Origin of the sequence: Plantibacter sp. ME-Dv--P-095 (assembly GCF_030209365.1) — a bacterium.
In the GTDB taxonomy this organism is placed as follows: Bacteria; Actinomycetota; Actinomycetes; order Actinomycetales; family Microbacteriaceae; genus Plantibacter.
On record NZ_JARVSB010000003.1, the window covers coordinates 291,239 to 312,272 of the forward strand.

Annotated in this window: 20 protein-coding genes and 1 pseudogene; 8 read left to right on the forward strand and 13 right to left on the reverse strand. The window is 70.4% G+C overall.

Going from position 1 to position 21,034, the window contains the following annotated elements; translation table 11 throughout:
- Positions 1-31: 31 nt before the first annotated feature.
- The 4 genes from QRN26_RS03940 to QRN26_RS03955 form a co-directional block, all read right to left on the reverse strand.
- Complete coding sequence (locus QRN26_RS03940) at positions 32-289, reverse strand: DUF6510 family protein (RefSeq protein ID WP_056009974.1); 258 nt, start codon at positions 287-289, stop codon at positions 32-34.
- Complete coding sequence (locus QRN26_RS03945) at positions 289-1,017, reverse strand: ferredoxin reductase (protein ID WP_200921065.1); 729 nt, start codon at positions 1,015-1,017, stop codon at positions 289-291. Before QRN26_RS03945 ends, QRN26_RS03940 begins: the two co-directional genes overlap by 1 nt.
- Positions 1,014-1,607, reverse strand: coding sequence for a sulfite oxidase-like oxidoreductase (locus QRN26_RS03950; protein ID WP_056009970.1), 594 nt, complete (start codon positions 1,605-1,607; stop codon positions 1,014-1,016). Before QRN26_RS03950 ends, QRN26_RS03945 begins: the two co-directional genes overlap by 4 nt.
- 89 nt (positions 1,608-1,696) lie before the next feature.
- Positions 1,697-2,392 carry an HAD hydrolase-like protein gene (locus QRN26_RS03955; protein ID WP_235526789.1) on the reverse strand — a complete coding sequence of 232 codons (696 nt, stop codon included), beginning with the start codon at positions 2,390-2,392 and terminating at the stop codon, positions 1,697-1,699.
- 107 nt (positions 2,393-2,499) lie between these two features.
- Between QRN26_RS03955 and QRN26_RS03960 the strand changes: the two genes are divergently transcribed.
- Together QRN26_RS03960 and QRN26_RS03965 are read left to right on the forward strand one after the other, a co-directional pair.
- Positions 2,500-3,381, forward strand: a complete 882-nt coding sequence (locus tag QRN26_RS03960; RefSeq protein WP_285035339.1) for a sugar phosphate isomerase/epimerase family protein — start codon at positions 2,500-2,502, stop codon at positions 3,379-3,381.
- Entirely contained in the window at positions 3,378-4,436 is a 1,059-nt protein-coding gene (locus tag QRN26_RS03965; protein ID WP_285035340.1) for a Gfo/Idh/MocA family protein, read from the forward strand. The genes QRN26_RS03960 and QRN26_RS03965 overlap by 4 nt, the downstream gene beginning before the upstream one ends.
- Before the next feature lie 30 nt (positions 4,437-4,466).
- On the opposite strand, the gene QRN26_RS03970 is transcribed toward QRN26_RS03965, so the two are convergent.
- Positions 4,467-5,681 (reverse strand): ROK family protein, encoded by a 1,215-nt coding sequence (locus tag QRN26_RS03970; RefSeq protein WP_285035341.1) that lies wholly within the window; start codon positions 5,679-5,681, stop codon positions 4,467-4,469.
- Between the two features lie 146 nt (positions 5,682-5,827).
- Between QRN26_RS03970 and QRN26_RS03975 the strand changes: the two genes are divergently transcribed.
- The 3 genes from QRN26_RS03975 (at position 5,828) to QRN26_RS03985 (ending at position 8,790) form a co-directional block, all read left to right on the forward strand.
- Positions 5,828-7,327 carry a glycoside hydrolase family 36 protein gene (locus QRN26_RS03975; RefSeq protein WP_285035342.1) on the forward strand — a complete coding sequence of 500 codons (1,500 nt, stop codon included), beginning with the start codon at positions 5,828-5,830 and terminating at the stop codon, positions 7,325-7,327.
- Between the two features lie 95 nt (positions 7,328-7,422).
- The gene (locus QRN26_RS03980) at positions 7,423-8,385 is read left to right on the forward strand and encodes a helix-turn-helix transcriptional regulator (protein ID WP_056780252.1); all 963 of its coding nucleotides are present in this window, start codon (positions 7,423-7,425) and stop codon (positions 8,383-8,385) included.
- 27 nt (positions 8,386-8,412) lie between these two features.
- Entirely contained in the window at positions 8,413-8,790 is a 378-nt protein-coding gene (locus QRN26_RS03985; protein WP_056009959.1) for a Rid family detoxifying hydrolase, read from the forward strand.
- Positions 8,791-8,872: 82 nt separating this feature from the next.
- Here the strand turns inward: QRN26_RS03985 and QRN26_RS18895 are convergent.
- From QRN26_RS18895 to QRN26_RS04020, 8 genes and pseudogenes are all read right to left on the reverse strand, one after another.
- Positions 8,873-9,337, reverse strand: a pseudogene (locus tag QRN26_RS18895) (GrpB family protein); the annotation flags it as partial.
- Positions 9,334-10,416, reverse strand: coding sequence for a LacI family DNA-binding transcriptional regulator (locus QRN26_RS03990; RefSeq protein ID WP_285035343.1), 1,083 nt, complete (start codon positions 10,414-10,416; stop codon positions 9,334-9,336). The gene QRN26_RS03990 and the pseudogene QRN26_RS18895, both read right to left, overlap by 4 nt.
- A gap of 86 nt (positions 10,417-10,502) precedes the next feature.
- On the reverse strand, positions 10,503-11,384 hold the full coding sequence (locus QRN26_RS03995) for a sugar phosphate isomerase/epimerase family protein (RefSeq protein WP_285035344.1): 882 nt from the start codon (positions 11,382-11,384) through the stop codon (positions 10,503-10,505).
- Complete coding sequence (locus tag QRN26_RS04000) at positions 11,381-12,478, reverse strand: Gfo/Idh/MocA family protein (protein WP_285035345.1); 1,098 nt, start codon at positions 12,476-12,478, stop codon at positions 11,381-11,383. Before QRN26_RS04000 ends, QRN26_RS03995 begins: the two co-directional genes overlap by 4 nt.
- A 51-nt stretch (positions 12,479-12,529) precedes the next feature.
- On the reverse strand, positions 12,530-13,348 hold the full coding sequence (locus QRN26_RS04005) for a sugar phosphate isomerase/epimerase family protein (RefSeq protein ID WP_285035346.1): 819 nt from the start codon (positions 13,346-13,348) through the stop codon (positions 12,530-12,532).
- A gap of 38 nt (positions 13,349-13,386) precedes the next feature.
- Positions 13,387-14,331: a carbohydrate ABC transporter permease gene (locus QRN26_RS04010; RefSeq protein WP_082498572.1), complete on the reverse strand. Its 945-nt coding sequence runs from the start codon at positions 14,329-14,331 to the stop codon at positions 13,387-13,389.
- The gene (locus QRN26_RS04015) at positions 14,328-15,299 is read right to left on the reverse strand and encodes a carbohydrate ABC transporter permease (protein WP_285035347.1); all 972 of its coding nucleotides are present in this window, start codon (positions 15,297-15,299) and stop codon (positions 14,328-14,330) included. Before QRN26_RS04015 ends, QRN26_RS04010 begins: the two co-directional genes overlap by 4 nt.
- Entirely contained in the window at positions 15,299-16,561 is a 1,263-nt protein-coding gene (locus tag QRN26_RS04020) for an ABC transporter substrate-binding protein (protein ID WP_285035348.1), read from the reverse strand. The genes QRN26_RS04015 and QRN26_RS04020 overlap by 1 nt, the downstream gene beginning before the upstream one ends.
- Before the next feature lie 184 nt (positions 16,562-16,745).
- Here QRN26_RS04020 and uxaC point away from each other — a divergent pair, with 184 nt between their 5' ends.
- From uxaC to manD, 3 genes are read left to right on the forward strand one after another with little or no spacing between them, the layout of a single operon-like run.
- On the forward strand, positions 16,746-18,164 hold the full coding sequence (uxaC, locus tag QRN26_RS04025; RefSeq protein ID WP_285035349.1) for a glucuronate isomerase: 1,419 nt from the start codon (positions 16,746-16,748) through the stop codon (positions 18,162-18,164).
- A complete protein-coding gene (locus QRN26_RS04030) occupies positions 18,161-19,630 on the forward strand; it encodes a mannitol dehydrogenase family protein (RefSeq protein WP_285035350.1) in 1,470 nt (489 codons plus the stop codon). Before uxaC ends, QRN26_RS04030 begins: the two co-directional genes overlap by 4 nt.
- Before the next feature lie 60 nt (positions 19,631-19,690).
- Positions 19,691-20,929, forward strand: coding sequence for a D-mannonate dehydratase ManD (gene manD, locus QRN26_RS04035; protein ID WP_285035351.1), 1,239 nt, complete (start codon positions 19,691-19,693; stop codon positions 20,927-20,929).
- Positions 20,930-21,034 lie beyond the last annotated feature (105 nt).

The following is a 21,034-nucleotide window of genomic DNA, read 5'->3' on the forward strand; positions in this document are numbered from 1 at the left end:
AAGATGGGCGAACGAACCGGGGAGCGACGGGTCAGCCGAGCTCGGTCCACCACCGCACGCCGTCGAGCGTGACCAGTGTGGTCTCGCCGTGATGGAGGACGACGAGGAGGACGTCGTCGCAGTGACGGCAGCGCAGCACCCAGGCGTCAGGCGTGCCGAACACGAACTCGGCGGCGAGCGGGGCGACGTCCTCGCAGCCGAGGCACTGCGACATGGTGTCGGTCGGGTCGGTGCCGGTCAGCTCGGACAGGGTGCCGGCGAGGACGTTGCCGTCGAGGTGGGTGGTCATCAGGCCCCTCCGAACCGCTCGGTCTTGATGCGGGCGGGATCGTGGCCGATCGTGACCAGGGTGTCGGCGACGGCCTCGACGAAGCCGGTCGGGCCGCAGACGAACACCGACGGCGCCGCGCCGCCGGCCGCCTCGAGGGCCTGCAGGTCCGCCGCCGCCAACCGCCCAGCGGGACGCGGCCAGCCGTCCGGCGCTCGCCGCGTGTAGATCCAGGTGACCTCGACCCCGGTCGCCGCAGACAGTTCCTCGGCGAAGAAGGCGTCCTCGGGGGAGCGCACCGAGTACACGAGGCGGAACGGGGCCGTGCTCCCGGACGCCTCGTGGGCGCGCACCATCGCCATGAGTGGCACGATGCCCGATCCGCCGCCGACGAGGAGGACGGGCTCGGTCTCCTCCGGTCGCCAGACGAACCACCCGCCGAGCGGTCCGCGGACCTCGACCTGGTCGCCGACCTCGATCGCGTCGACGAGGAACGGCGACACCTCGCCGTCGGGCACGCGGTCGACGGCGATCTCGAGGCGGTCGCCGTCGTCCGCCGAGGCGATGGAGTACGACCGCACGGCCTGATACCCGTCCGGCGCGGTGAGTCGGACGTCGGCGTGCTGTCCGGCGAGGTTGCCTCCCCAGCCCGGAACGTCGAGCACGAGGCTCCGCCCCGAGGGTGTCAGCTGCGTCGCCGAGACCACGGTGGCCGTCTTCCAGACGTCGACATGACCCGTGCGCCTCACGAGTAGCGCTGCTCGAGCCAGGGATCACCGTAGGCGTGATACCCGTTCTGCTCCCAGAAGCCCGGTTCGTCGTCCTGCTGCATGACGAGGCCGCGGACCCACTTCGCGCTCTTCCAGAAGTAGAGGTGCGGGATGAGGAGGCGGGCCGGTCCGCCGTGCTCGGCTTCGAGCGGTTCGCCGTTGAAGCCGGTGGCGATCCAGGCCTTGCCGTCCAGGAGGTCTTCGAGCGGGATGTTGGTCGTGTATCCGCCGTAGGAGTGCGCCATGACGAAGTCGTAGCTGCTCTCGACGTCGGCGAAGAGGGTGTCGAGCGAGACGCCCTGCCAACTGGTGCCGAGCTTCGTCCAGCGGGTCACGCAGTGGATGTCGCGGGTGATGTCGTCCTGCTGCAGGGCCTGGAGGGCGTCCCAGTCCCAGCGGTGGGTCTCGCCCGCCTCGGTTCGGATCTGGAACTCCCACTCATCCGTGTCGATCCGCGGCGTGGGGCCTGCGGAGAGGACCGGGAAGTCCTCCGTGAGGAATTGACCGGGTGGGAGTCGGTCGTCCTGCTCCCGTGCCCGTCCTCCGAAACCGCGCGTGAACACCGCCATGTCGACCTCCTCAGGATGGTCATCACCCTAGTGAGCAGGTGTCGATGAAGCCAGGCCCTCCTGGGGCCACCAAGCGGTTCCGGCCTCGGTCAGCCGATGATGAGGCTCGACAGTGCGTCGATCGAGTGCACGACGGCGAGGGCGTCCGCCGCCTCAGCCGGTGAGCCGTAGCCCCACTCCACGAGGATGGTCGGGATGCCGTGCGCCGTCGCGCCCTCGATGTCGTGGAGGCGGTCGCCGACGAGCACGGTCCGGGAGGTGTCGACCCCGGCGGCCGTGAGGCGTCGCAGCGCCTCGCCGATGACGTCGGCCTTGCTGCTGCGGACCTCGTCCTCCGAGGCGCCCGTGACGACGGTGAAGTACTGGCTGAGGCCGAAGTGGTCGAGGATCGTGTTCGCCTGCGACTCCGGCTTCGACGTGGCGAGACCGAGCGGGACACCGGCCTCGGAGATGCGCGCGAGGAGCCCGGCGATCCCGGGGAACACGGCGGTCCCGACCTCGGCGCCCTCGATGGCGACCTGGCGTCGGTACTCCGTGAGGGCGAGCTGCGACTGCAGCGGGTCCATCCCGGCGAAGTCGCGGAAGGAGTCGAGGAGTGGTGGACCGACCCAGCGCAGCAGCGATTCGTCGGAGGGCACGACGGCTCCGACGTTCGCCAGGGTCGTCTTCATGCGCGAGATGATGCCGGGGGCGGAGTCCACGATCGTGCCGTCGAGGTCGAACAGCACACAGGACCAGCTGCGATGGAAGGACACGGTCGTGCTCGCGAGATAGAGGTCGGTCACGCGGTCCATCCTAAGGTCCGCCTGTGAACGGTCTCGCTGACGGGGTTGTCAACCGGTTGCCAACGTTCTAGGCTGGCACGACCGGCAGCGCGACTGCCCGGTTCCCGATGACGAGAACGAACGCGAAGGCGGAAGCGCACGTGAATGCACAGCACCCGGTGACCTGGACCCTGTCGGGATTCGGCGACGAGATCGACGCGTACCCGACGACACAGATCGCGGTGCTCGAAGCGCTCGGCGCCTCCCACATCGAGGTGCGGAGTGCGTGGGGCACGAACGTCATCGACCTCGACACCGAGCAGTCGGCCCGCCTCGCCGCCCAGCTGGAGCAGGCGGGGATGGGGGTGTCCGCGATCGGGTCGCCCATCGGCAAGGTCGACGTGGCCCTCGACGCCGAGCTGGAGGTCGCACGCCTCGCCCGGGCCATCGCCGTCGCCCACGCACTCGGAACCACCAACATCCGGATCTTCTCCTTCTTCCGCGGTGCGGACGTGCGCGTCGAGGACGCCCGGGACGACGTCCTCGTCCGCATGCGACTGCTCGCCGACCTGGCGGAGCGCGAGGGGGTCGTGCTCCTCCACGAGAACGAGAAGGACATCTACGGCGACGTGCCCGAGCGGATCCTCGACCTCGTCGAGTCGGTCGGATCGCCGGCGCTCCGCCTCGCCTGGGACAACGCGAACTTCGTCCAGTGCGGTGTCGCGCCGTTCGACGACGCCTACGCGATGCTCCGTCCCTACGTCGACTACCTGCAGGTGAAGGACGCGGTCGCCGAGTCGGGCCAGGTGGTCCCGGCGGGGGAGGGCGACGGCCAACTCCGTGAAACGCTCACCGCCCTGCGCGACGACGGCTACACCGGGTTCGCCTCGCTCGAGCCGCACCTGTCCGAGACGCATGCGCTCGGCGGGTTCTCCGGGCCGGCCTCGTTCGGTGTCGCGGCCCGCGCGTTCCGCGGACTCACCGACGAGCTGGGGATCGGGCTGCGATGACCCGCGAGCCGCAGCCCGTCGTCCGCCGCGTCGCCGTGGTCGGGTGCGGCGACATCTCCGCCCTCCACCTCGCTGCCATCGCGACGGTGCCGGGCGCCCAGCTGGTCGCGGTGTGCGACGTCGACGCCGGCCGGCTCGACGCGGCGAGCACGGCGACCGGCGCCCCTGGGTACACGGACCTCGACCGCCTCCTCGACGAGGCGCGACCGGACGTCGTCCACCTCTGCACCCCGCACCATCTGCACGCCGACCAGGCGATCCGTGCGCTCGAACGGGGGATCGACGTCGTCCTCGAGAAGCCGCTGGCCCACACGCGGGCGGAGGCCGACCGGCTCGTGGCGGCAGCCGAGCACAGCCGCGCCAAGATCGCCGTGTGCTTCCAGAACCGGTACAACCGACCGGCGGAACGGGCCAAGGAACTCCTCGACGCCGGCGAGCTCGGCGCGGTGCTCGGCGCCTCGGCGATCGTCCCGTGGCATCGCACGGCCGCCTACTACGAGGACCGCCCGTGGCGGGGTCGCTGGGCCACGGGCGGTGGCGGGCTGCTCATGAACCAGGCCATCCACACGATCGACCTCGTGCAGTGGCTGGTGGGCGACCCGGTCGCCGCGACGGGGTCGATCGCGACCCGTGCGCTCGCCGAGGTGATCGAGGTCGAGGACACGGCCGAGCTGCGCATCGTGCACGCGGGCGGCGCGACGAGCACCGTCTACGCGACGGTCGCCGGCGTCGCGAACCTGCCCGTCACGATCGACGTCGTCTGCGAGCGGGGGACGTTACATCTCGGCGCCGAGCTCACGGCACGCTTCGACGACGGGCGCGTCGAGACCACGGTCGAGCGGGCCACCGCGAGTGGCGAACGCGCGTACTGGGGGGTGTCCCACGAACGACTGATCCAGGACTTCTACGCCGGACTCGACGAGCCGGGGGCCTTCTGGCTCCACCCGGCCGAGGCCCGGAAGGCCTTCGACGTGATCCAGGACGTCTACGACGACGCGATCCCGGACCGTGTCATGCCGACCTCGGACCTATCGGCACCGGCTGCCATCGCCTGACGACACGCCTCCGGGCGGCTGGGACGGGGCTCAGGACGCCGGTGCCTGCCGCGCGAGGCGGCGTGCCTCCTCCGGGCCGGGGAACCGCCCCCGCTCACGGACGGCGGCTTCGAGCACGTGGTCGAGCCGTTGTGACGCCAGGCTGACGCCGCCGAGCGCCACCGCCTCGGAACCCAGCGCCGAGACGACCACCTCCGGCGGGAGCGGGCAGATCGCACCGAGCGTCTCGATGAAGCGCGGGAGGAAGACGTCGGCGCCGGGGGCGCTGCCGCCACCGATCACGAGCAGCTCCGGATCGACCGCCAGGGTGAGGGCAGCCGCCCCCGTCGCCAGGTCGTCGGCGAACTCCGTGACCGCGATGCCCGCGACCCGATCACCGGCGCGGGCCGCATCGAAGATCTCCTCGCGGGAGGGCCGGGGTGTGCTGAGGACCGACCCGCCGTACTCCTCGTTCAGCCGGGACCACCGCAGCTCGGGCATCTCGCCGACGATGCCCGCGGCGCCGTGCACGCCGCGGTGCACCCTGCCGTCGATGATCGACGAGCCGCTCGTCCGCACCCCGCAGAGCAGGTAGACGACGTCGCGTCGGCCCCGTGCCGCGCCGAGGGCGAGTTCCGCGTGCGCGCCGAGGGCGACGTCGCCCTCCACCAGGACGGCCCCCTCGAACTCCCGCTCGAACCAGTCACGGAGGTCGAGTCCCACCCAGCCGGGGAGGCCCGTTCCGCCGAAGTACAGCACCTCGCCGTTCCGCCCGATCGCGCCCGGCGAACCGATGGTCGTGACCCAGACCGAACGGCGGTCGAGGTCGAGGTCGGCGAGGGCCGCGTCGCCGGTCGCCAGAGCCGTCGCCAGGCGTTCCGCGGCTTCGGTGTCCTCGTCGAGGTGTGCGGTGCGCTGCGCGAGCACGGCGCCCGAGAGCTCGGCGACGACGACGTGGATGTGGTTCGCACCGATGTCGATCGACAGGAGGTGCCCGAGTCCGGCGCGGATCCGGTAGGCCGCGGCCGGCCTGCCGATCCGCGAGGTGGCGGTCGCCTCCGCGGGCTCCAACCATCCGAGCCCGACGAGGTCGGTGACGATCGCGTCGACGGCCGTCCGGGAGAGGCCGGAGTCGTTCGCCAGGGTCCGCAGGGTCGAGGGGGCCTGCAGGACCGCTCGCAGGATCCCCAGGGAGTTCATGCGGCGGAGCAGCGACCGGCTGCCCATCGACCCGCCGGTCGAATCGATCATCGCCTCGGGAGCCATGGCCGTCCTCTCTCTCGATGTCCAGGGAGCTCTTGCGACTTATCACGCCACGTTGCAGTATTAACTGCTCGTCGGTCCGACTCTACCCACGTCGACCGACCGGAAGCCGCCGTCGGGCGGTCGACCACCCACGAGAGGGCAACCACATGCTGCACACCTTCACCTTCGGTGACCTCCGCGTCCCCGCGAACCTCCCCGGCGCACCCGTCGCCACGCGCACCGGCCACATCATCCCGGCCGGCCCCGTCGCGCTGCTCCACCCGTTCGGCGACACCGGGTTCTACCGGCACGGCTGGAACTCGTGGAGCCCGAGTGGCTGGACCACCACCGACGGCGAGACCATCGGCATCAAGGACAGCCCGGACCGACTCCTCACGGCCGACGACGCGCTCAACGAGACCCCGCACCACCATTCCGGCAGCGGTGTCGGTGCCATCGCGGGACCCGACGGCACGGTGCTGCTGATCGGCACGCTCGGCCTCGGCAACCCGCGTGTCGGCGCCGACCGCAACACCATCTGGGCGCGGAGCGAGACCGACGAAGCCGAGTGGTTCGTGACTTTCGGCCCGGAGCAGCAGGCCTTCGCCGACTACGCCGCGGTGCTGTCGGAACGGCTCGGTCGGCGCTCGCAGCGGGCCGGTCGCGTCTGGAGCAGCTGGTACTCCTACTACGAGGGCATCGACGAGGAGCTGGTCGCCCGCACCGTGGCCGACCTCACCGGGTACCCCTTCGACGTGTTCCAGCTCGACGACGGCTGGGAACCGATCGTCGGCGACTGGACCGCCGGACCGGACTTCCCCTCCGGTATGCAGGCGACCGCCGAGCGGATCGCTTCGGCCGGGTTCCGGCCAGGCCTGTGGCTCGCTCCGATGATCGCGCTGCCGGACTCCACGATCGCCCGCGAACGCCCCGACCTCCTCGTGCAGGACGACGCCGGACGCCCACTGGCGACCGGCTACAACTGGAACTCGCACTACTACTCGCTCGACACCACGCAGCGCGAGGTGCAGGACCACCTCCGCGAGGTCTTCGAACGCGTCACGGGCTGGGGATTCAGCTACCTCAAGCTCGACTTCATGTACGCGGGCGCCGTCGCCGGCCGTCGCCACCAGGACGTGCACCGCGAAACCGCCTACCGGGACGCGATCTCGTTCATCAGGGAGACCGTCGGCGACGACGTGTACCTGCTCGGCTGCGGCGTGCCGATGATCCCGTCCATCGGCGTGTTCGACGGCGCCCGCGTGGGCCCGGACGTCGGCCCGTTCTGGGACAACGCCGAACGGATCGGCGACCCTTCCGGTGTCGGCGCCTGGAACTCGATCGTCGATTCCATCAACCGGGTCTGGTTGAAGGACGTCTACGAGGTCGACCCCGACGCGGTCTACTTCCGCAGCGCCCGGAACCTCCTCGACCCGGTCGAACGTCGCCTGCTCCAGGACGTCGCCGCCATCCTCGAGTTCAAATCGACCTCCGACCCGGTGGTCTGGCTCCACGAGAGCGAACGCGCCGAACTCCGACAGTACCTCAGCGAGACGCCCACGGTCGAGCAGACGGGGCGGTTCACGTTCCGGCTCGACGGCCGCGAGGTCGATCTGACGGACGTGGTGGCGGGCGAGGCCCGCTCCGACACCTCGTACATCGGGTGAGGCACACCGTCCGCCGCCGGACCCGCACTATCCAGTAAACGAAGCGTGATCGCCCGAAGGAGGAGCTGCGCCGGAGTCGTGAGATTCTGGGCAGGATGAGCGTGAAACCAGGGTCCGCGCAGCGGTTCGAGGCCGCCGGGACCGATGTGGATCAGGCTCGGGAGCTGTACGGTGCCGCCTACAACATCGGCCGGATGACGGTCGAACCGACCGCCGCCGAATTCCGGTACCGCTTCACCTCCGTCGGCGACGACGATCTCGCGCTGCGCGCGTCGCAGGTCGAGGGGCGGATCACGGGGGCGTCGTTCACGCAGGGCGAGTACGTCGTCGCCTGGATGACGCGCGGCGAAGGCGTCTCAGACCTGCTGGGTTCGCCGATGACGTTCCTGCAGGGGCAGCCGGCGATGTTCGCGAACGACCGCCCCGCGCAGTTCGACCTCATCGACTATCGGCTCAACATGATGCACTTCGGTGGAACGTACCTCGAGGGAGTCGCCGCGGAGCTCGAGGGCTCGGTCGGTCCGATCACCTTCGACACGACCTTCCGACCGTCGGGCGAGGCGCTGCGGCGATGGGCGGAGGCGGTGGCGAGCGTCGGCCGGGTGATCTACGACGACGGCAGTTCGGCCGTGCTCCGCGCCGAGGCGAACCGCTCGGCCGCGGTCGCGCTCCTCGAGACCTTCCCTCATCTGGCCGTGCAGCCACGGCGGGATCGCGTCGTGGCGTCCGGTCGGAAGACGGCGGCTGCGGTGGAGTTCATGATCGCCAACGCCCACCGCCCAATCCGGACCGAGGAGATCGCCGCCGCCGCCGGGCTCAGCCCGCGCAGCCTGCAGACGGCCTTCCGTCGGGAGTACGACCTCACCGCCACCGACTACCTCCGCTCGATCCGCCTCGACCGGGTCCGACAGGAACTGCAGGACGCCGAACCGGGCCTGGCGACCGTCGCCGAGCTCGCACGACGGTGGGGGTTCTCCCATCTCGGACGGTTCGCGGCGTCCTACGCGAGCCGCTTCGGTGAGTACCCGAGCGTCACCCTCGCGTCGAGCGCCCGCTGAATCGCCGGTCTTCCCTAGGCTGAGGCCATGACACGATCTACGGTGAACGACCCGCTCGCCCCGAAGCCCGTCGGGCCGTATTCGCACGCCGCGGTCGCCCCGAGTGGAGCGCTGTACCTCTCCGGGCAGACGCCGATCGATCCGGCGACCGGAGCCCTCGTCGAGGGTGATGTCTCCGAGCAGACCCGCCAGGTGTTCACCAACCTCGAGTCGGTGCTGACGGCCGCCGGGCGCGGGTTCGGCGACGTGGTCAAGGTGAACGTCTACCTCGTCGACATGGCCGATTTCGCGGCGATGAACCGGGTCTACGAGACGGTCTTCTCGGCGCCCTACCCTGCGCGCACCACGGTCGCGGTCGTCGGGCTGCCGCTCGGCGCACGCGTGGAGATCGAACTGGTCGCCTGAGGCCGCGCGAGGGACGACACCACTTGTCCCAGGCGGTCGTCGGCGGGAGGCCTCGCGCCGCGCGCTCCTCGTTCAGCAGCTCCTCGATGAGGGGGAGCTTCGCCGCGGTGTAGGCGCGGCCGTCGTCATGCGCCGCGGCCAGGCCGAGTTTGAGGTCCTGATAGCGGCGCACGGCGGAGGCGTCGTGCAGCAGCTTGTCGCGGAACAGCCGCTGGTTGCAGTGCTCCCAGTCGTCGGCGGTGAAGACGTGGAGGAGATGCGTCCGCCTGCTCCCGTCAGAGCGGGCGTAGACGGCGTGCGTCGTGGGGCCGGCGGGCTTCGGGTCGTAGCCGAGTTCCACCAGCAGCGGACCGAGCGCGCGAGGATCGGTGCCGTCCGACGCCCGCGCGGCGAGGTCGATGATCGGCTTGGCGACGAGTCCCGGAACGGCGGTGCTGCCGATGTGCTCGATCGCGTCGACCTCGGTGTGCAGAACCGCGGTGAGCCGCGCCGCCTCGAGTCGGAACGCCTCGGCCCACGCCGTCCGGTGCCCGCTCAGCTCGATCATCGCGGCGGGGCGGTCGATTCGCGCATGATGAGCGTGGTCGCGAGGTCGGTGATGACCGGGACGTCAGTGCCCCCGAGGTGCGCGAAGAGGGTCTGCACGGCGTAGGAGCCGGAGGCGATGTGCGGGCTGCGGATCGAGGTGAGCGCCGGTGTCGTGAAGTCCGAACCGAAGATGTCGTCGAAGCCGATGAGGCTCAGCTGTGCGGGCATCTCGACGCCGCGGGAGCGCAGCTCCAGCATGATGCCGATGGCCAGGAGGTCGTTGTACGCCAGGACCGCGGTGGCACCCGTCTCGAGCACGGCCGTGGCGGCCGCCCTGCCCGCCGCCATGTCGGGCTGCGTCGACGGCACCCGCACCGTCTCGATCCCGCGCTCGGCGCACAGCTCCCGCGTCCGGTTCCACCGGTGCCGCGACATCCAGGACCGGCCGGGCCCGGAGACGAACGCGAGGCGGCGGTGCCCGAGCCCGACGAGATGGTCGATCGCCTCCGTGAGGCCGGGGTCGACGTCGGCGACGATGCTGTCGACGTCGTCGACCTGACGGTTGATCACGACGACGGGCTTCTCCTGGCCCAGCGCACGGACGTCGTCGGGCAGGAGCCGCGACGTCGCGAGGATGAGACCGTCGACCGAGGGCATGAGCCGTCTGGCGGTCAGCAGCTCCATCTCCGCCGACTCCTTGAACTCCGCGAGCACGAGCGTGTAGTTGCGCTCAGCCGCCTCGCGCTCAGCACCGCGGACCACGTCGAAGAACATCGGGTTGGTGATGTCGGCGACGATGAGGCCGAGGGTGCCGGTGCGTCCGGTGGGGAGCGCGCGAGCGGCCGGGTTGGCGACGTAGTTGAGCTGCCTCGCGGCGTCGTGGATCTTCTGCGCCGTCTTCTCGTTGATCCGTCCGGGGCGGCTCAGGGCCCGCGACACCGTCGACGGGTTGACGCCGGCGAGCTGGGCGATGTCGTAGATGGTGGCGGCGCGCTTCGTCTTCGCGGGCACGGCGGAGGCCTCGGGCGCTCCGGCTTCGGGCGCTTTCGCGTCGGGTGCCGGCAGGACGACTTCGGGCGACGCGTCAGAGGTGCTCATGGGGCTCGCTCCTCTCGATCGCCGCCGTCGGCGACCTGAGCCATCGTACTGCCGCGGTCACCGCTCGCGGGCTCACCCCGGGGCCCTCAGCGGCTCCCGACGTCGAGCGCGTGGCTCGCCCATTCGTAGGACAGCCGGTGCGACTCGAAGACGCTGTCGACGCTCGGGAAGTCGACCTCGATCATGTAGTCGCCGTCGTAGTCCGCAGGCATCGCCGCGACGATGGCGTCGAAGTCGAGCACACCGAGTCCGGGCTCCGCCCACAGGCGTTTCGTCTGCGAGGTCTCCTGGTACGACAGGGTGCCGTCGCCCGCACCGTCGAGGTGGTCGGCGTAGACGTCCTTGATGTGGATGCCGCCGACCCGGTCGCGGTAGTCGGTGATCATGGCGACGGGGTCTGCGCCGGCCCAGCGCAGGTGGCCGGTGTCGGGACCGAAGCCGATGAGGTCCGGTCCGAGGGTGTCGAGCAGGCTCCGGATCTCGTGCTCCGTCTCGAAGACCCCGCCGACGTGCGAGTGGTGCAGCGGGCGGACCCCCTCGGCGAGCAGGACCTCGCAGGTGCGACCGGCGTGCTCGATGGCGCGGTCGAGGCGTTCCTGCGAGAAGTCCGCGCCGACGGCCGGGGTGACCATGCGGCCCGGGACCGACATGGAGGAGATCATCGTCCGGTCGAGTCCGAGCGAGGCCTGTGCGGCTCCGAACGCCTTCGCGGCCTCCAGGACGTCGGCCAGCTCGACCGTCTCGTCGAACGGGCTGCTGAACAGGCTGAGCGACGGCGCCAGACCGTAGCCGTCGATCCAGGACCGGTACTCGTCGGCGGTCATGCCCTCGGGGATGTCGGCCTTCACCGCGGTGAACCCGATGCGCTGGAAGTCGGCGAAGGCCTCCTCGAACACCTCCCGCGTCTTGCCGCGTGCACTCCAGTAGGGGATGGGGTTCGCCGCCACCCGGGGCGTCCTGGCGTTCATCGGGCCACCGCCGGAACGGTGTCGAGGCGGACGGGCGCTCCGGTGCGGGCCGATTCGTAGAGGCCCGTGATGATCGAGATCGCCTGTCGGTTCTCCGCGAGGGTCACGCGCAGCGGCTCCTCCCCGCGGATCGCGGCGAGGACGTTCCGGTACTGCCGCAGATGCGCGTCCGACATCTGGCCGGCGACGCTGGAGCCGGCCTGGGTCTCGTCGGCGAACTGCTCGGCCTGGTTCGTGCCGGCGCCCTGCGAACCGAAGAACGCCTCAGCGCGCTCCGTGCCGGCGGGGGTGGCGTGGAAGTAGGTGAGCTGGTCGTTCTCGATGACCGCCGAGCCGCGGTCGCCGTGCACCTGCAGCCTGGCCATGAGTCCCGGGTAGACGGCGGTGGAGCCGTGGAGGACGCCGAGCGCGCCGGAGGCGAACCGCACGACACCGACCGCGACGTCCTCGGTCTCGATCCGTTCGTGGGCGAGGAGCGCGGTGTAGCCGAAGACCTCGACCGGACGCCCGAGCACCGCGACGAGCAGGTCGACGGTGTGCACGCCCTGGTTCATGAGCGCACCGCCGCCGTCGAGCGCCCAAGTGCCACGCCAGTCACCGGAGTCGTAGTAGCTCTGGCCGCGCCACCAGTCGACGGACGCGATGCCCGAGGTGAGTCGACCGAAGTCGCCGCGCTCGACCGCGTCGAGGATGATCTCCGTCGAGGGGTCGAACCGGTGCTGCGAGATGACGGTGACGAGCGTCCCGGCTCGCTCCTGGGCGGCGATGATGTCGTCGGTCCGCGAGACGGTGACGTCGGCCGGCTTCTCGATGATGACGTGCTTCCCGGCCTCGAGCGCCTCGATGGCGAGATCGGCGTGCAACCCGGTGGGCGTGCAGACGACGACGATGTCCGGGTCGGTCTGCGCCAACGCCTCGGTGAGGCTCGCGAACGCCCGTCCGCCGCGCTCGGCGACGAGGGCCTCCGCCTTCGCGAGTTCGGGGTCTGCGACGGCGACGAGCTCCAACTCGTCGCGCAGCTGGTCGATGACGATGCCGTGCTGCTTCGAGATGATGCCGGCGCCGGCGATGGCGATGCGGTGCGGTCGGGTCATGCGGGGGTTCGCTCCAGTTCGGTGGGTGCTGCGGGCTGCGGTCGTGCCGGCTCAGGCGAGCCGGCGGAGGTGCGCGAGGGCGGCCTCGAGTTCGGGCTGGAAGTCCTCGAAGAGGCACTCGACGGTGACGGGGCCGTCGTAGCCGCCCTCCCGGAGGGCCTCGATGAAGGGGGCGAGCGGCCAGTCGCCCTGCCCTGGGGGTCGTCGCTCGGCGTCGGCGATGTGCGCGTGCCCGATGCGCGGCCCGAGCTCCCGGACGACCGACAGCGGCTCGGCCTCGAGCATGATGTGGAAGAGGTCGGCGACGACGGGGACGCGCTCGATGTCGAACTCGTCGAGGAACGCGACCGTCTCCTCGAGGGAGTTCAGGAGGTTCGTCTCGCGTCGGTTCAACGGCTCCAGGACGATCTGCAGCTCGTTCCGCTCGGCGGCGTCGCGGGTCTCGACGACGACCTCCGCGAACCGTGCCCGGGCAGCCGCGAGGTCGACCCCGTCGGGGATGGTGCGCGCGGTCCCGCTCCCGAAGACGATCTTCGCGCCCGGTTCCGCGACCGAGCCGATGATGGGCATGGCGGCGTCGAGGTAGGCGGTGACGCGGTCCGCCGGGACGCCAGGGTCCGCCAGGGACAGCTCGGCGGGGAACAGGATCGCGAAGGAACCGCGGCGGACCGTGGCGTCGTACGCCGGGTTGCGCACCCAGCCGTCGCCCTCGGCCACGACGAGGTTGCCGACGATGGTCGATTCGGCGTAGTCGGCGCCGGCGGCGAACGCTGCGGCGATGCGCTCGCTCGGCACGATCACGCCGTAGCCGCTGAGCGGGTACCGCTGGGCCGTCGGGTTCGTGTCGGATCGCGTGTCCGTGTCGGACATGGGGGTCCTTCCGTTCGTGGGGTGGAGGGTCGTCATGGCTACTTCAGGCTTCCCGAGATGAGGTCCAGGCGCCAGAAGCGCTGCAACACCAGGACGAAGATCACGACGGGGATGACGGCGACGAGCGCGCCCGCGATGGCCACCGAGTAGAGCACCGGTTCGCTGCCGCCGCGGTTGAGCATGAGGAACATGGCGACGGTGATCGGGGAGAGTTCCGACTTCGACTGCATGATGTACGGCAGCAGGAAGTTGTTCCAGGCGCCGATGAACTGCAGGAGGAACACGGTGACGAGGCCGGGGAACAGCAGCGGGAGGCCGATCGAGACGAAGGTGCGGCCCTCGTTCGACCCGTCCACCCGTGCGGCTTCGAGGAGCTCCTGAGGCACGGACCCCCGCGCGAACACGTAGGAGAGGTAGATCCCGAACGGCGTGATCGAGATCGGGATGAGCACCGCCCAGTAGGTGTTGGTGAGGTTGAGCTGCGCGAACAGCATGTACTGGGGGATCGCAAGCGTGATCGTCGGCAGGAGGACACCGGCGAGCAGCCCCACCATCACGGCCTTCTTGCCGGGGAACCGGTAGAGCGCGAGCGCGTAGCCGGCGGCCGCCGAGACCACCGTCGACAGCAGTGCTCCGCCGATCGAGTAGATGAAGCTGTTGCCCAGCCAGCGGATGAAGGAGCCGTTCTCGTACTCGAAGAGGTCGACCAGGTTGTCGACGAGGCTCGACCCGACGGAGAAGGCGCCCGTCGAGAACAGCTCACCGGTGCTCTTCGTCGCGGCGAACACGACCCAGACCATCGGGAGGAGGAAGTAGACGACGGCGATGAGCAGGACGATCGTGGGGAGGAGGCCGCCGAGCTTCCGGACGAGGCTCGGACCGTTGTCCGGCTTGCGGTCGTGCTCGCGGTGGCTCCGGCGCGAGGCCTCCCTGGCACGTCGGTCCTCCTCGACCCGTTCCGGGGTGCGTGCGGTGGTGGTCATGCGTTCCTCCGAGCGGCGAGGCGTTGCCCACCGAGCACCAGGAGCGACAGCAGCACGGTGGCGAGGGCGAGGATGATGGAAGCCGCCGACGCCGAGTTGAGGTCGTCGTGGGCGAAGGCGTCCCGGTACACCCGCATGAGCGGGAAGTAGGTCGAGTTGATGGCCGGCGTGAGACTCGAGAGCATCTGCGGTTCGCTGTACACCTGCAGGGCGCCGATGATCGAGAACAGGCCCGTCAGGATCGTCGCGGGCACGATGTGCGGCAGCTTGATGTACCAGGCGATCCGCGGCTCGTCGCAGCCGTCGATGCGGGCGGCGTCGATCTGCTCCTTCGGCAGCGACTGCAGCGAGGTGTACAGGATGATCGTGTTGAACCCGATCCCGCCCCACAGCACGACGTTGATGATCGCCGTCATGACGAGGTCGCCGCGCAGCAGCGTCGGGAACTGCAGGCCGAAGGTCTCGGCGAGCTGGTAGATCGGGCTGATCTCCGGCACGTACAGGAAGCCCCACATGAGCGCCGCGATGACGCTCGGGACACCGTACGGCAGGAAGATCGCCATGCGGCTGAACGCCCGGAGGTGGGCGCGCGGCAGGTCGAGGAGGAGCGCCAGCAGCATGGCCGTCAGCATCATGATGGGGACGAGGAACAGCGCGTACACGGCGAGGTTGCCGAGGCTGGTCCAGAACGTCGGGTCCTCGAGGACCTTCACGTAGTTGCCGAGCCCGACGAAGACCTCCTCACGCACGCCGTAGGCGCTCGCCCCGGCCGCCGTCCCCATGAGGCTGAGGCCGCCGGAGTAGACGATCGGGATGATGAAGACGAACACGAAGAGCACGACCGCGGGTGCGATGAGTCCCCAGGCGAACAGGTGGTGCGGACGCGTCAGCGAGGCGCGCCGTCCGGTGGGAGCCGTGCCCGCGGCGGTGCCGCGGGCACGGGGCTGCTCGATGGTCGGCACGGTCATTACCCGGCCAGATCCTTCTGCACGATGTCCTGCACCTTCGGGAGGACGTCGGCCCACGGGCTCGTCCCCTCGATCGCGTTGCCGAGCTCGTCGGTGATCGCGGTGAAGGCGACCTGCGTGTTCGGTCCCCACTGCACGGACACGAGCTTCGAGGCGGCCTCGGTGGCGCTCGGCCAGTACGTGGTGTCCTCCGGCATGAGGTCCGGCGGCGTGCGGTCGATCTCCTGGCCGTGGAGTGCCCCGGTGAACTTGTTGACCTCGACGAGCCCCTCGGCGCCCTCCTCGGAGGCGTTCAACCAGGTGATGAATTCGAGGGCCTGCTCGTAGTGCGGGCTCTCCTTGAGGATGACGTTGGCGGAGCCGCCGCGCGCGAAGACCCTCGGGTCGGCGGTGTCCCACTGCGGGATCTGCGCGGCCGACCACAGGCCGACCGTGTCGGGATACTGGTTGAGCAGTGGCCCAGGCGCCCACGCCCCGGCGATCGTACCCAGCACGCGGCCGCTCGCGGTCGCCTCGATCTGCTCCGGGCTGCCGGTCTGGTACGTGCTCACGAGGTCGTCCTCGACCATGCCCTGCCAGAAGTCGAGGACCTCCTGCGTCTGGGCGCTGGCGATGTCGACGCTCCACTCCTCGTCGGAGTAGTCCCACCACTCGGCCCCGTTCTGCAAGGCGAGGCCCATGAACTGGTCGGCGTCGATGGAGCTGAAGTTGAAGAGGTACCGGTCGCCGTCGAGCGTGCGGACCTGCTCGGCGAGGGCGCGGAAGTCGTCCCAACTGGCCGCCGGTGTGAGGCCGTACTGGGCGAAGAGGTCGTTGCGGTAGACGAACAATGCCGGCCCGAGGTCCTGCGGGACGCCGTAGACCGTGTCGTCGAAGGAGACGGTGTCGAGCACCGTGGGGGAGTAGGCCTCCTCGAGCTCCGCCTTCGCGCTGTCGAGCGGGGCGAGCACCCCGGCGGAGACGTAGGTCGGCATCTGCGTGTACTCGGCCTGCGCGATGTCGGGGCCGTCCCCGGCGCGGACGGCGCTCAGCACGCGGACGGGCATGTCGGCGCCGCTCGCCGGGGCCGAGATGTTCACCTGGATGTCGGGGTTGGCCTCGTTCCACACTTCGACGCGTTTGTCGATGTTGGAGCCCCAGGCCCAGAACTCGAGCGTCACCGGGCCGTCGGCCGAGTCGTCGCCGCCCGGCCCTGAGCAGGCGGTCAGTGCGAGGGCGAGGATTCCCGCGGTCGCGATTCCGAAACGAATGCTGCTTGCCACTGCAATCTCCTTTGATAGCGGGGGTGCGCTCCTCGCGGCAGTGAAGCGTTTCAGCGGTGGTCGGCCGGGACGTCCTGGGCGGAAGCGGGATCAGTCTCGCAGAAGGTCCGCGACGTGGCAAGCGATTGCCACGAAGTGGTGGCAATCGGTTGACAGCATGTCGGTCGCTGGCTTCAATGGAGGCGTGCCACTGACGCTGCAGAACGATCCAGACCGCCTGCTCCCCGCCGATCCGGGGACGCGCGACGTCGCCCGCGAGCTCTACCGCTCGGTCGCCGAGCTGCCGATCATCTCCCCCCACGGCCACGTCGACCCGGCCATGCTCGTCGACGACACCCCGTTCACGGACGCCACCCAGCTCTTCCTCCGTCACGACCACTACGTGACCCGCCTGCTGCACGCCTCCGGTCACGCGCTCGCCGAGGTCGGCGTGCCCGACATCGCGGACGGTGGTGCCGTCGCCGCCCCGCGTGACGCCTGGCGTCGGTTCTGCGAGGAGTGGCCCCGTTTCGCCGGCACCGCCTCCGGATACTGGCTGAGCACGATCCTCGGTGAGCAGTTCGGCATCACGGAGCAGCCCGACGCGGCGAACGCGGACCGACTCTTCACCACGATCGAGGATGCCCTCCAGCAGCCGGCGTTCCGTCCGCGCGCGCTGTTCGACCGCTTCCGCATCGAGGTGCTCGCGACCACCGACGACCCGATGGACGATCTCGCGGCCCACGCCGCGCTCGCGGCCGATCCCGGCTTCCGGGGGCGCGTGCTCCCGACGTTCCGTCCCGACGCCTACCTGGACCCGTCGAAGCCCGGGTGGTCGGAGCGCGTCGCCGCGCTCGCCGCCTGGAACGGGACGCCCGAGGGCAGTCACCGCGGCTATCTCGAGGCCCTCGCCGGCCGTCGTCGGCACTTCATCGAGCACGGCGCCGTGTCCGCCGACCACGGGGTCCTGGAACCGCGCACTGTGGAGCTCGACGCCGCCGAGGCGCAGGCCCTCTTCGACCGCGCTCTGTCGGGGACCGCCGACGCCGCCGAGCGTGGGCGCTTCGCCGCCCACATGCTGTTCGAGAGCGCCCGGATGAGTGTCGAGGACGGGCTCGTCATGACCGTCCATCCGGGCGTCTTCCGGGACCACCACTCGGCCACGCGCGGACGCTCCGGCCCCGACACCGGCCACGACCTGCCGGTGCGAACCGAGTACGTGCAGCCCCTCCGCCCGCTGCTCGAACGCTTCGGGACGGCTCCCGGATTCCACCTCGTCCTCTTCAGCGTGGACGAGACGAGCTACTCGCGGGAGATCGCCCCGCTCGCCGGGTTCTACCCGAGCGTCTTCATCGGCGCACCGTGGTGGTTCCTCGACGCACCCGACGCCGTGCTCCGCTTCCGAGCGGCCGTGACGGAGACCGCGGGCTTCTCGCGGGGGTCCGGGTTCATCGACGACACCCGCGCGTTCCTCTCCATCCCGGCACGTCACGACATGTCGCGGCGCCTCGACGCGGCGTTCCTCTCGCGGCTCGTCCGTGAAGGGCGTGTCGACCGGGTGACGGCCGAGCGGACCATCCTCGACCTCGTGGTCGACCAGCCGCGACGGGTCTTCAAGCTGTGAGGGCGCCAGCGGCGCAGCGTCCCACCGACGCCGAGCACGGAGCGGAGACGGCCCCTCGGCTGTCGCGCGCGCTGCTGCCCGGCTTCCCGACGGCGCCGGTCAGGATCGTCCACCTCGGACTCGGTGCCTTCCACCGCGCGCACCAGGCCTGGTACACGCAGCTCGCCGACCCCGACCACGAGTGGGGCATCGCCGCGTTCACCGGTCGGAGCCCACAGGCCGCGGCCGAACTGAGCGCTCAGGACTGCCTGTACACCGTCGTCGAACGGTCGGCCGCGGGCGATACGGCGACCATCGTCGGCTCGATCGTCGAGGCCAGGGATGGAGCCGACCTCCCGCGCCTGGTCGACCTCCTCGCGCTGGAGTCGACCGCGATCGTCACGCTCACCGTCACCGAGTCCGGGTACCGCCTCGACGCGGACGGCCGACCGGACACGTCGGATCCGGCGGTCGAGCAGGACGTCGCCATCCTGTCCGCCGCCTGTCGTGCCGAAGCGGCGCTCGGGGACGCCCGGCCGACGACGGCCCTCGGTCGGCTGGTGCTCGGCTTGGAGGCACGCCGTCGCTCCGGAGCCGGCCCGATCGCCATCGTCCCGTGTGACAACATCGCCGACGGCGGCGCGCTCGTCCGGGGTGCGGTGCTCGCGCTCGCCGAACGGGTCCACACCGAGACCGCGCAGTGGATCGCCGCACAGGTGTCGTTCGTCTCGGCCTCGGTCGACCGCATCACGCCGCGGCCGACCGCCGCGGACGAGGTGGCGGCCGCCGCGCTCACCGGCTACACCGACGGGGTGCCCGTCGTGACCGAGCCCTTCACCGACTGGGTGCTGAGCGGCGACTTCCCCGCCGGACGACCGGCCTGGGAGCGGGCCGGCGTCCGGTTCGTCGACGACCTGGAGCCCTTCGAGCAGCGCAAACTCCGGTTGCTCAACGGGGCCCACAGCCTGCTCGCCTACGCCGGACCACTCCGCGGGCACACCACGGTCGCCGAAGCCGTCGGCGACCGCGCCTGCCGAGCCTGGGTCGACGAGTACTGGGACGAGACGGAACGCCACCTCCCGGATGGCCTCGACCTGGCGGCCTACCGGCGCGCGCTGCTCGAGCGCTTCGACAACGCCCGCATCGAACACCGGCTGCAGCAGATCGCGCTCGAAGGGGTGACGAAGCTGCGGGTGCGGATCGTCTCGACCCTCCTCGGTGAGCTGGCGGCCGGTCGCCCAGGAACCGGGTCGCTCCGCGTGATCGCCGCCTGGGTGCTCGCCGTGCAGGCGGACGACCGGCCGGGTGACGCAGCCGCGGACGCCATCGCCGAGGCCCTGCGCGCGCAGGGCTCCGAGCGCACGACGGCGCTTGTCCGTCTGATCGACCCGCGCCTGCTCGACCCGTCGAGGGGCGGCGGACCGGAGCTGGTCGCCGAGGTCGAACGACTCGGCGATGACCTGGTCCGAGACCGCCCGCGGCCCTGACGCCGCAATCACCCGACCCGCGCGACCACTTCGGTCGCACCGTACGAAGGAGTAGCACCGATGAACATCGACAAGGCCGAGGTCATCGTCACGAGTCCCGACCGGAACTTCGTGACCCTGAAGCTCACGACGGATGACGGGCTCACCGGGCTCGGTGACGCCACCCTGAACGGTCGCGAGCAGGCGGTCGTCGCGTACCTCGCGGAGCACGTCGTGCCGCTGCTGCTCGGGCGCGATGCGTCGCGGATCGAGGACACCTGGCAGTTCCTGTACCGCTCGGCGTACTGGCGTCGCGGTCCGGTGACGATGGCGGCGATCGCCGCGGTCGACATGGCGCTGTGGGACATCAAGGGCAAGGCGGCGGGCATGCCCGTGTACCAACTGCTCGGTGGAGCGTCGCGGACGGGTCTGCTCGCGTACGGGCACGCGTCGGGCAAGAGCAACGAGGAGTTGTTCGACAGTGTCCGTGAGCATCAGGCGCAGGGCTACAAGGCGATCCGCATCCAGACGGCGGTGCCGGGGTTGAAGTCGATCTACGGCATCGCGTCCAACGCCACCTTCGAGGGCAACACGGGTGTCCGCTACGACCACGAGCCGGCGCAGCGGGGCGGCCTGCCGAACGAGGAGGATTGGGACACCCGTTCCTACCTGCGGCACCTGCCGACGGTGTTCGAGGCGGTGCGGAACGAGTTCGGGCCGGAGTTGCCGTTGCTGCACGACGGGCACCACCGGATGACGCCGATCCAGGCCGCGAAGCTCGGGAAGTCGCTCGAACCGTACGACCTGTTCTGGTTGGAGGACTGCACGCCGGCGGAGAACCCGGAGGCCCTGCGGCTCGTCCGGCAGCACACGACGACGCCGCTCGCGATCGGCGAGATCTTCAACACGGTGTGGGACTACCAGCAGATCATCCGCGAGCAGCTCATCGACTACGTCCGCAGCGCGGTGACGCACACGGGCGGGATCACGCATCTGAAGAAGGTGCTCGACTACGCCTCGCAGTACCAGATCAAGTCGGGCATGCACGGGCCGACCGACATCTCCCCGGTGGGCATGGCGGCCGCGATGCATCTCGGGCTCGCGATCCACAACTTCGGGATCCAGGAGTACATGAAGCACGGCGAGAAGACCGACGCGGTGTTCCAGCAGTCCTACACGTGGACCGACGGCATGCTGCACCCGGGCGAGGCTCCCGGCCTAGGTGTCGAGCTCGACGTCGACGAGGCGGGCAAGTACCCGTACCAGCGCGCCTACCTGCCCTACAACCGCCTCGCCGACGGCACCGTCCACGACTGGTGACGGTGACGGCGGGCCGAGCTCAGGTCTGACCTCGCGGCTCCCCGAAGCTGGTATTCTACGTTCCAGTGGACTAGTCTTGTCCGCTGGGCGAAGGGTGCCAGGTTC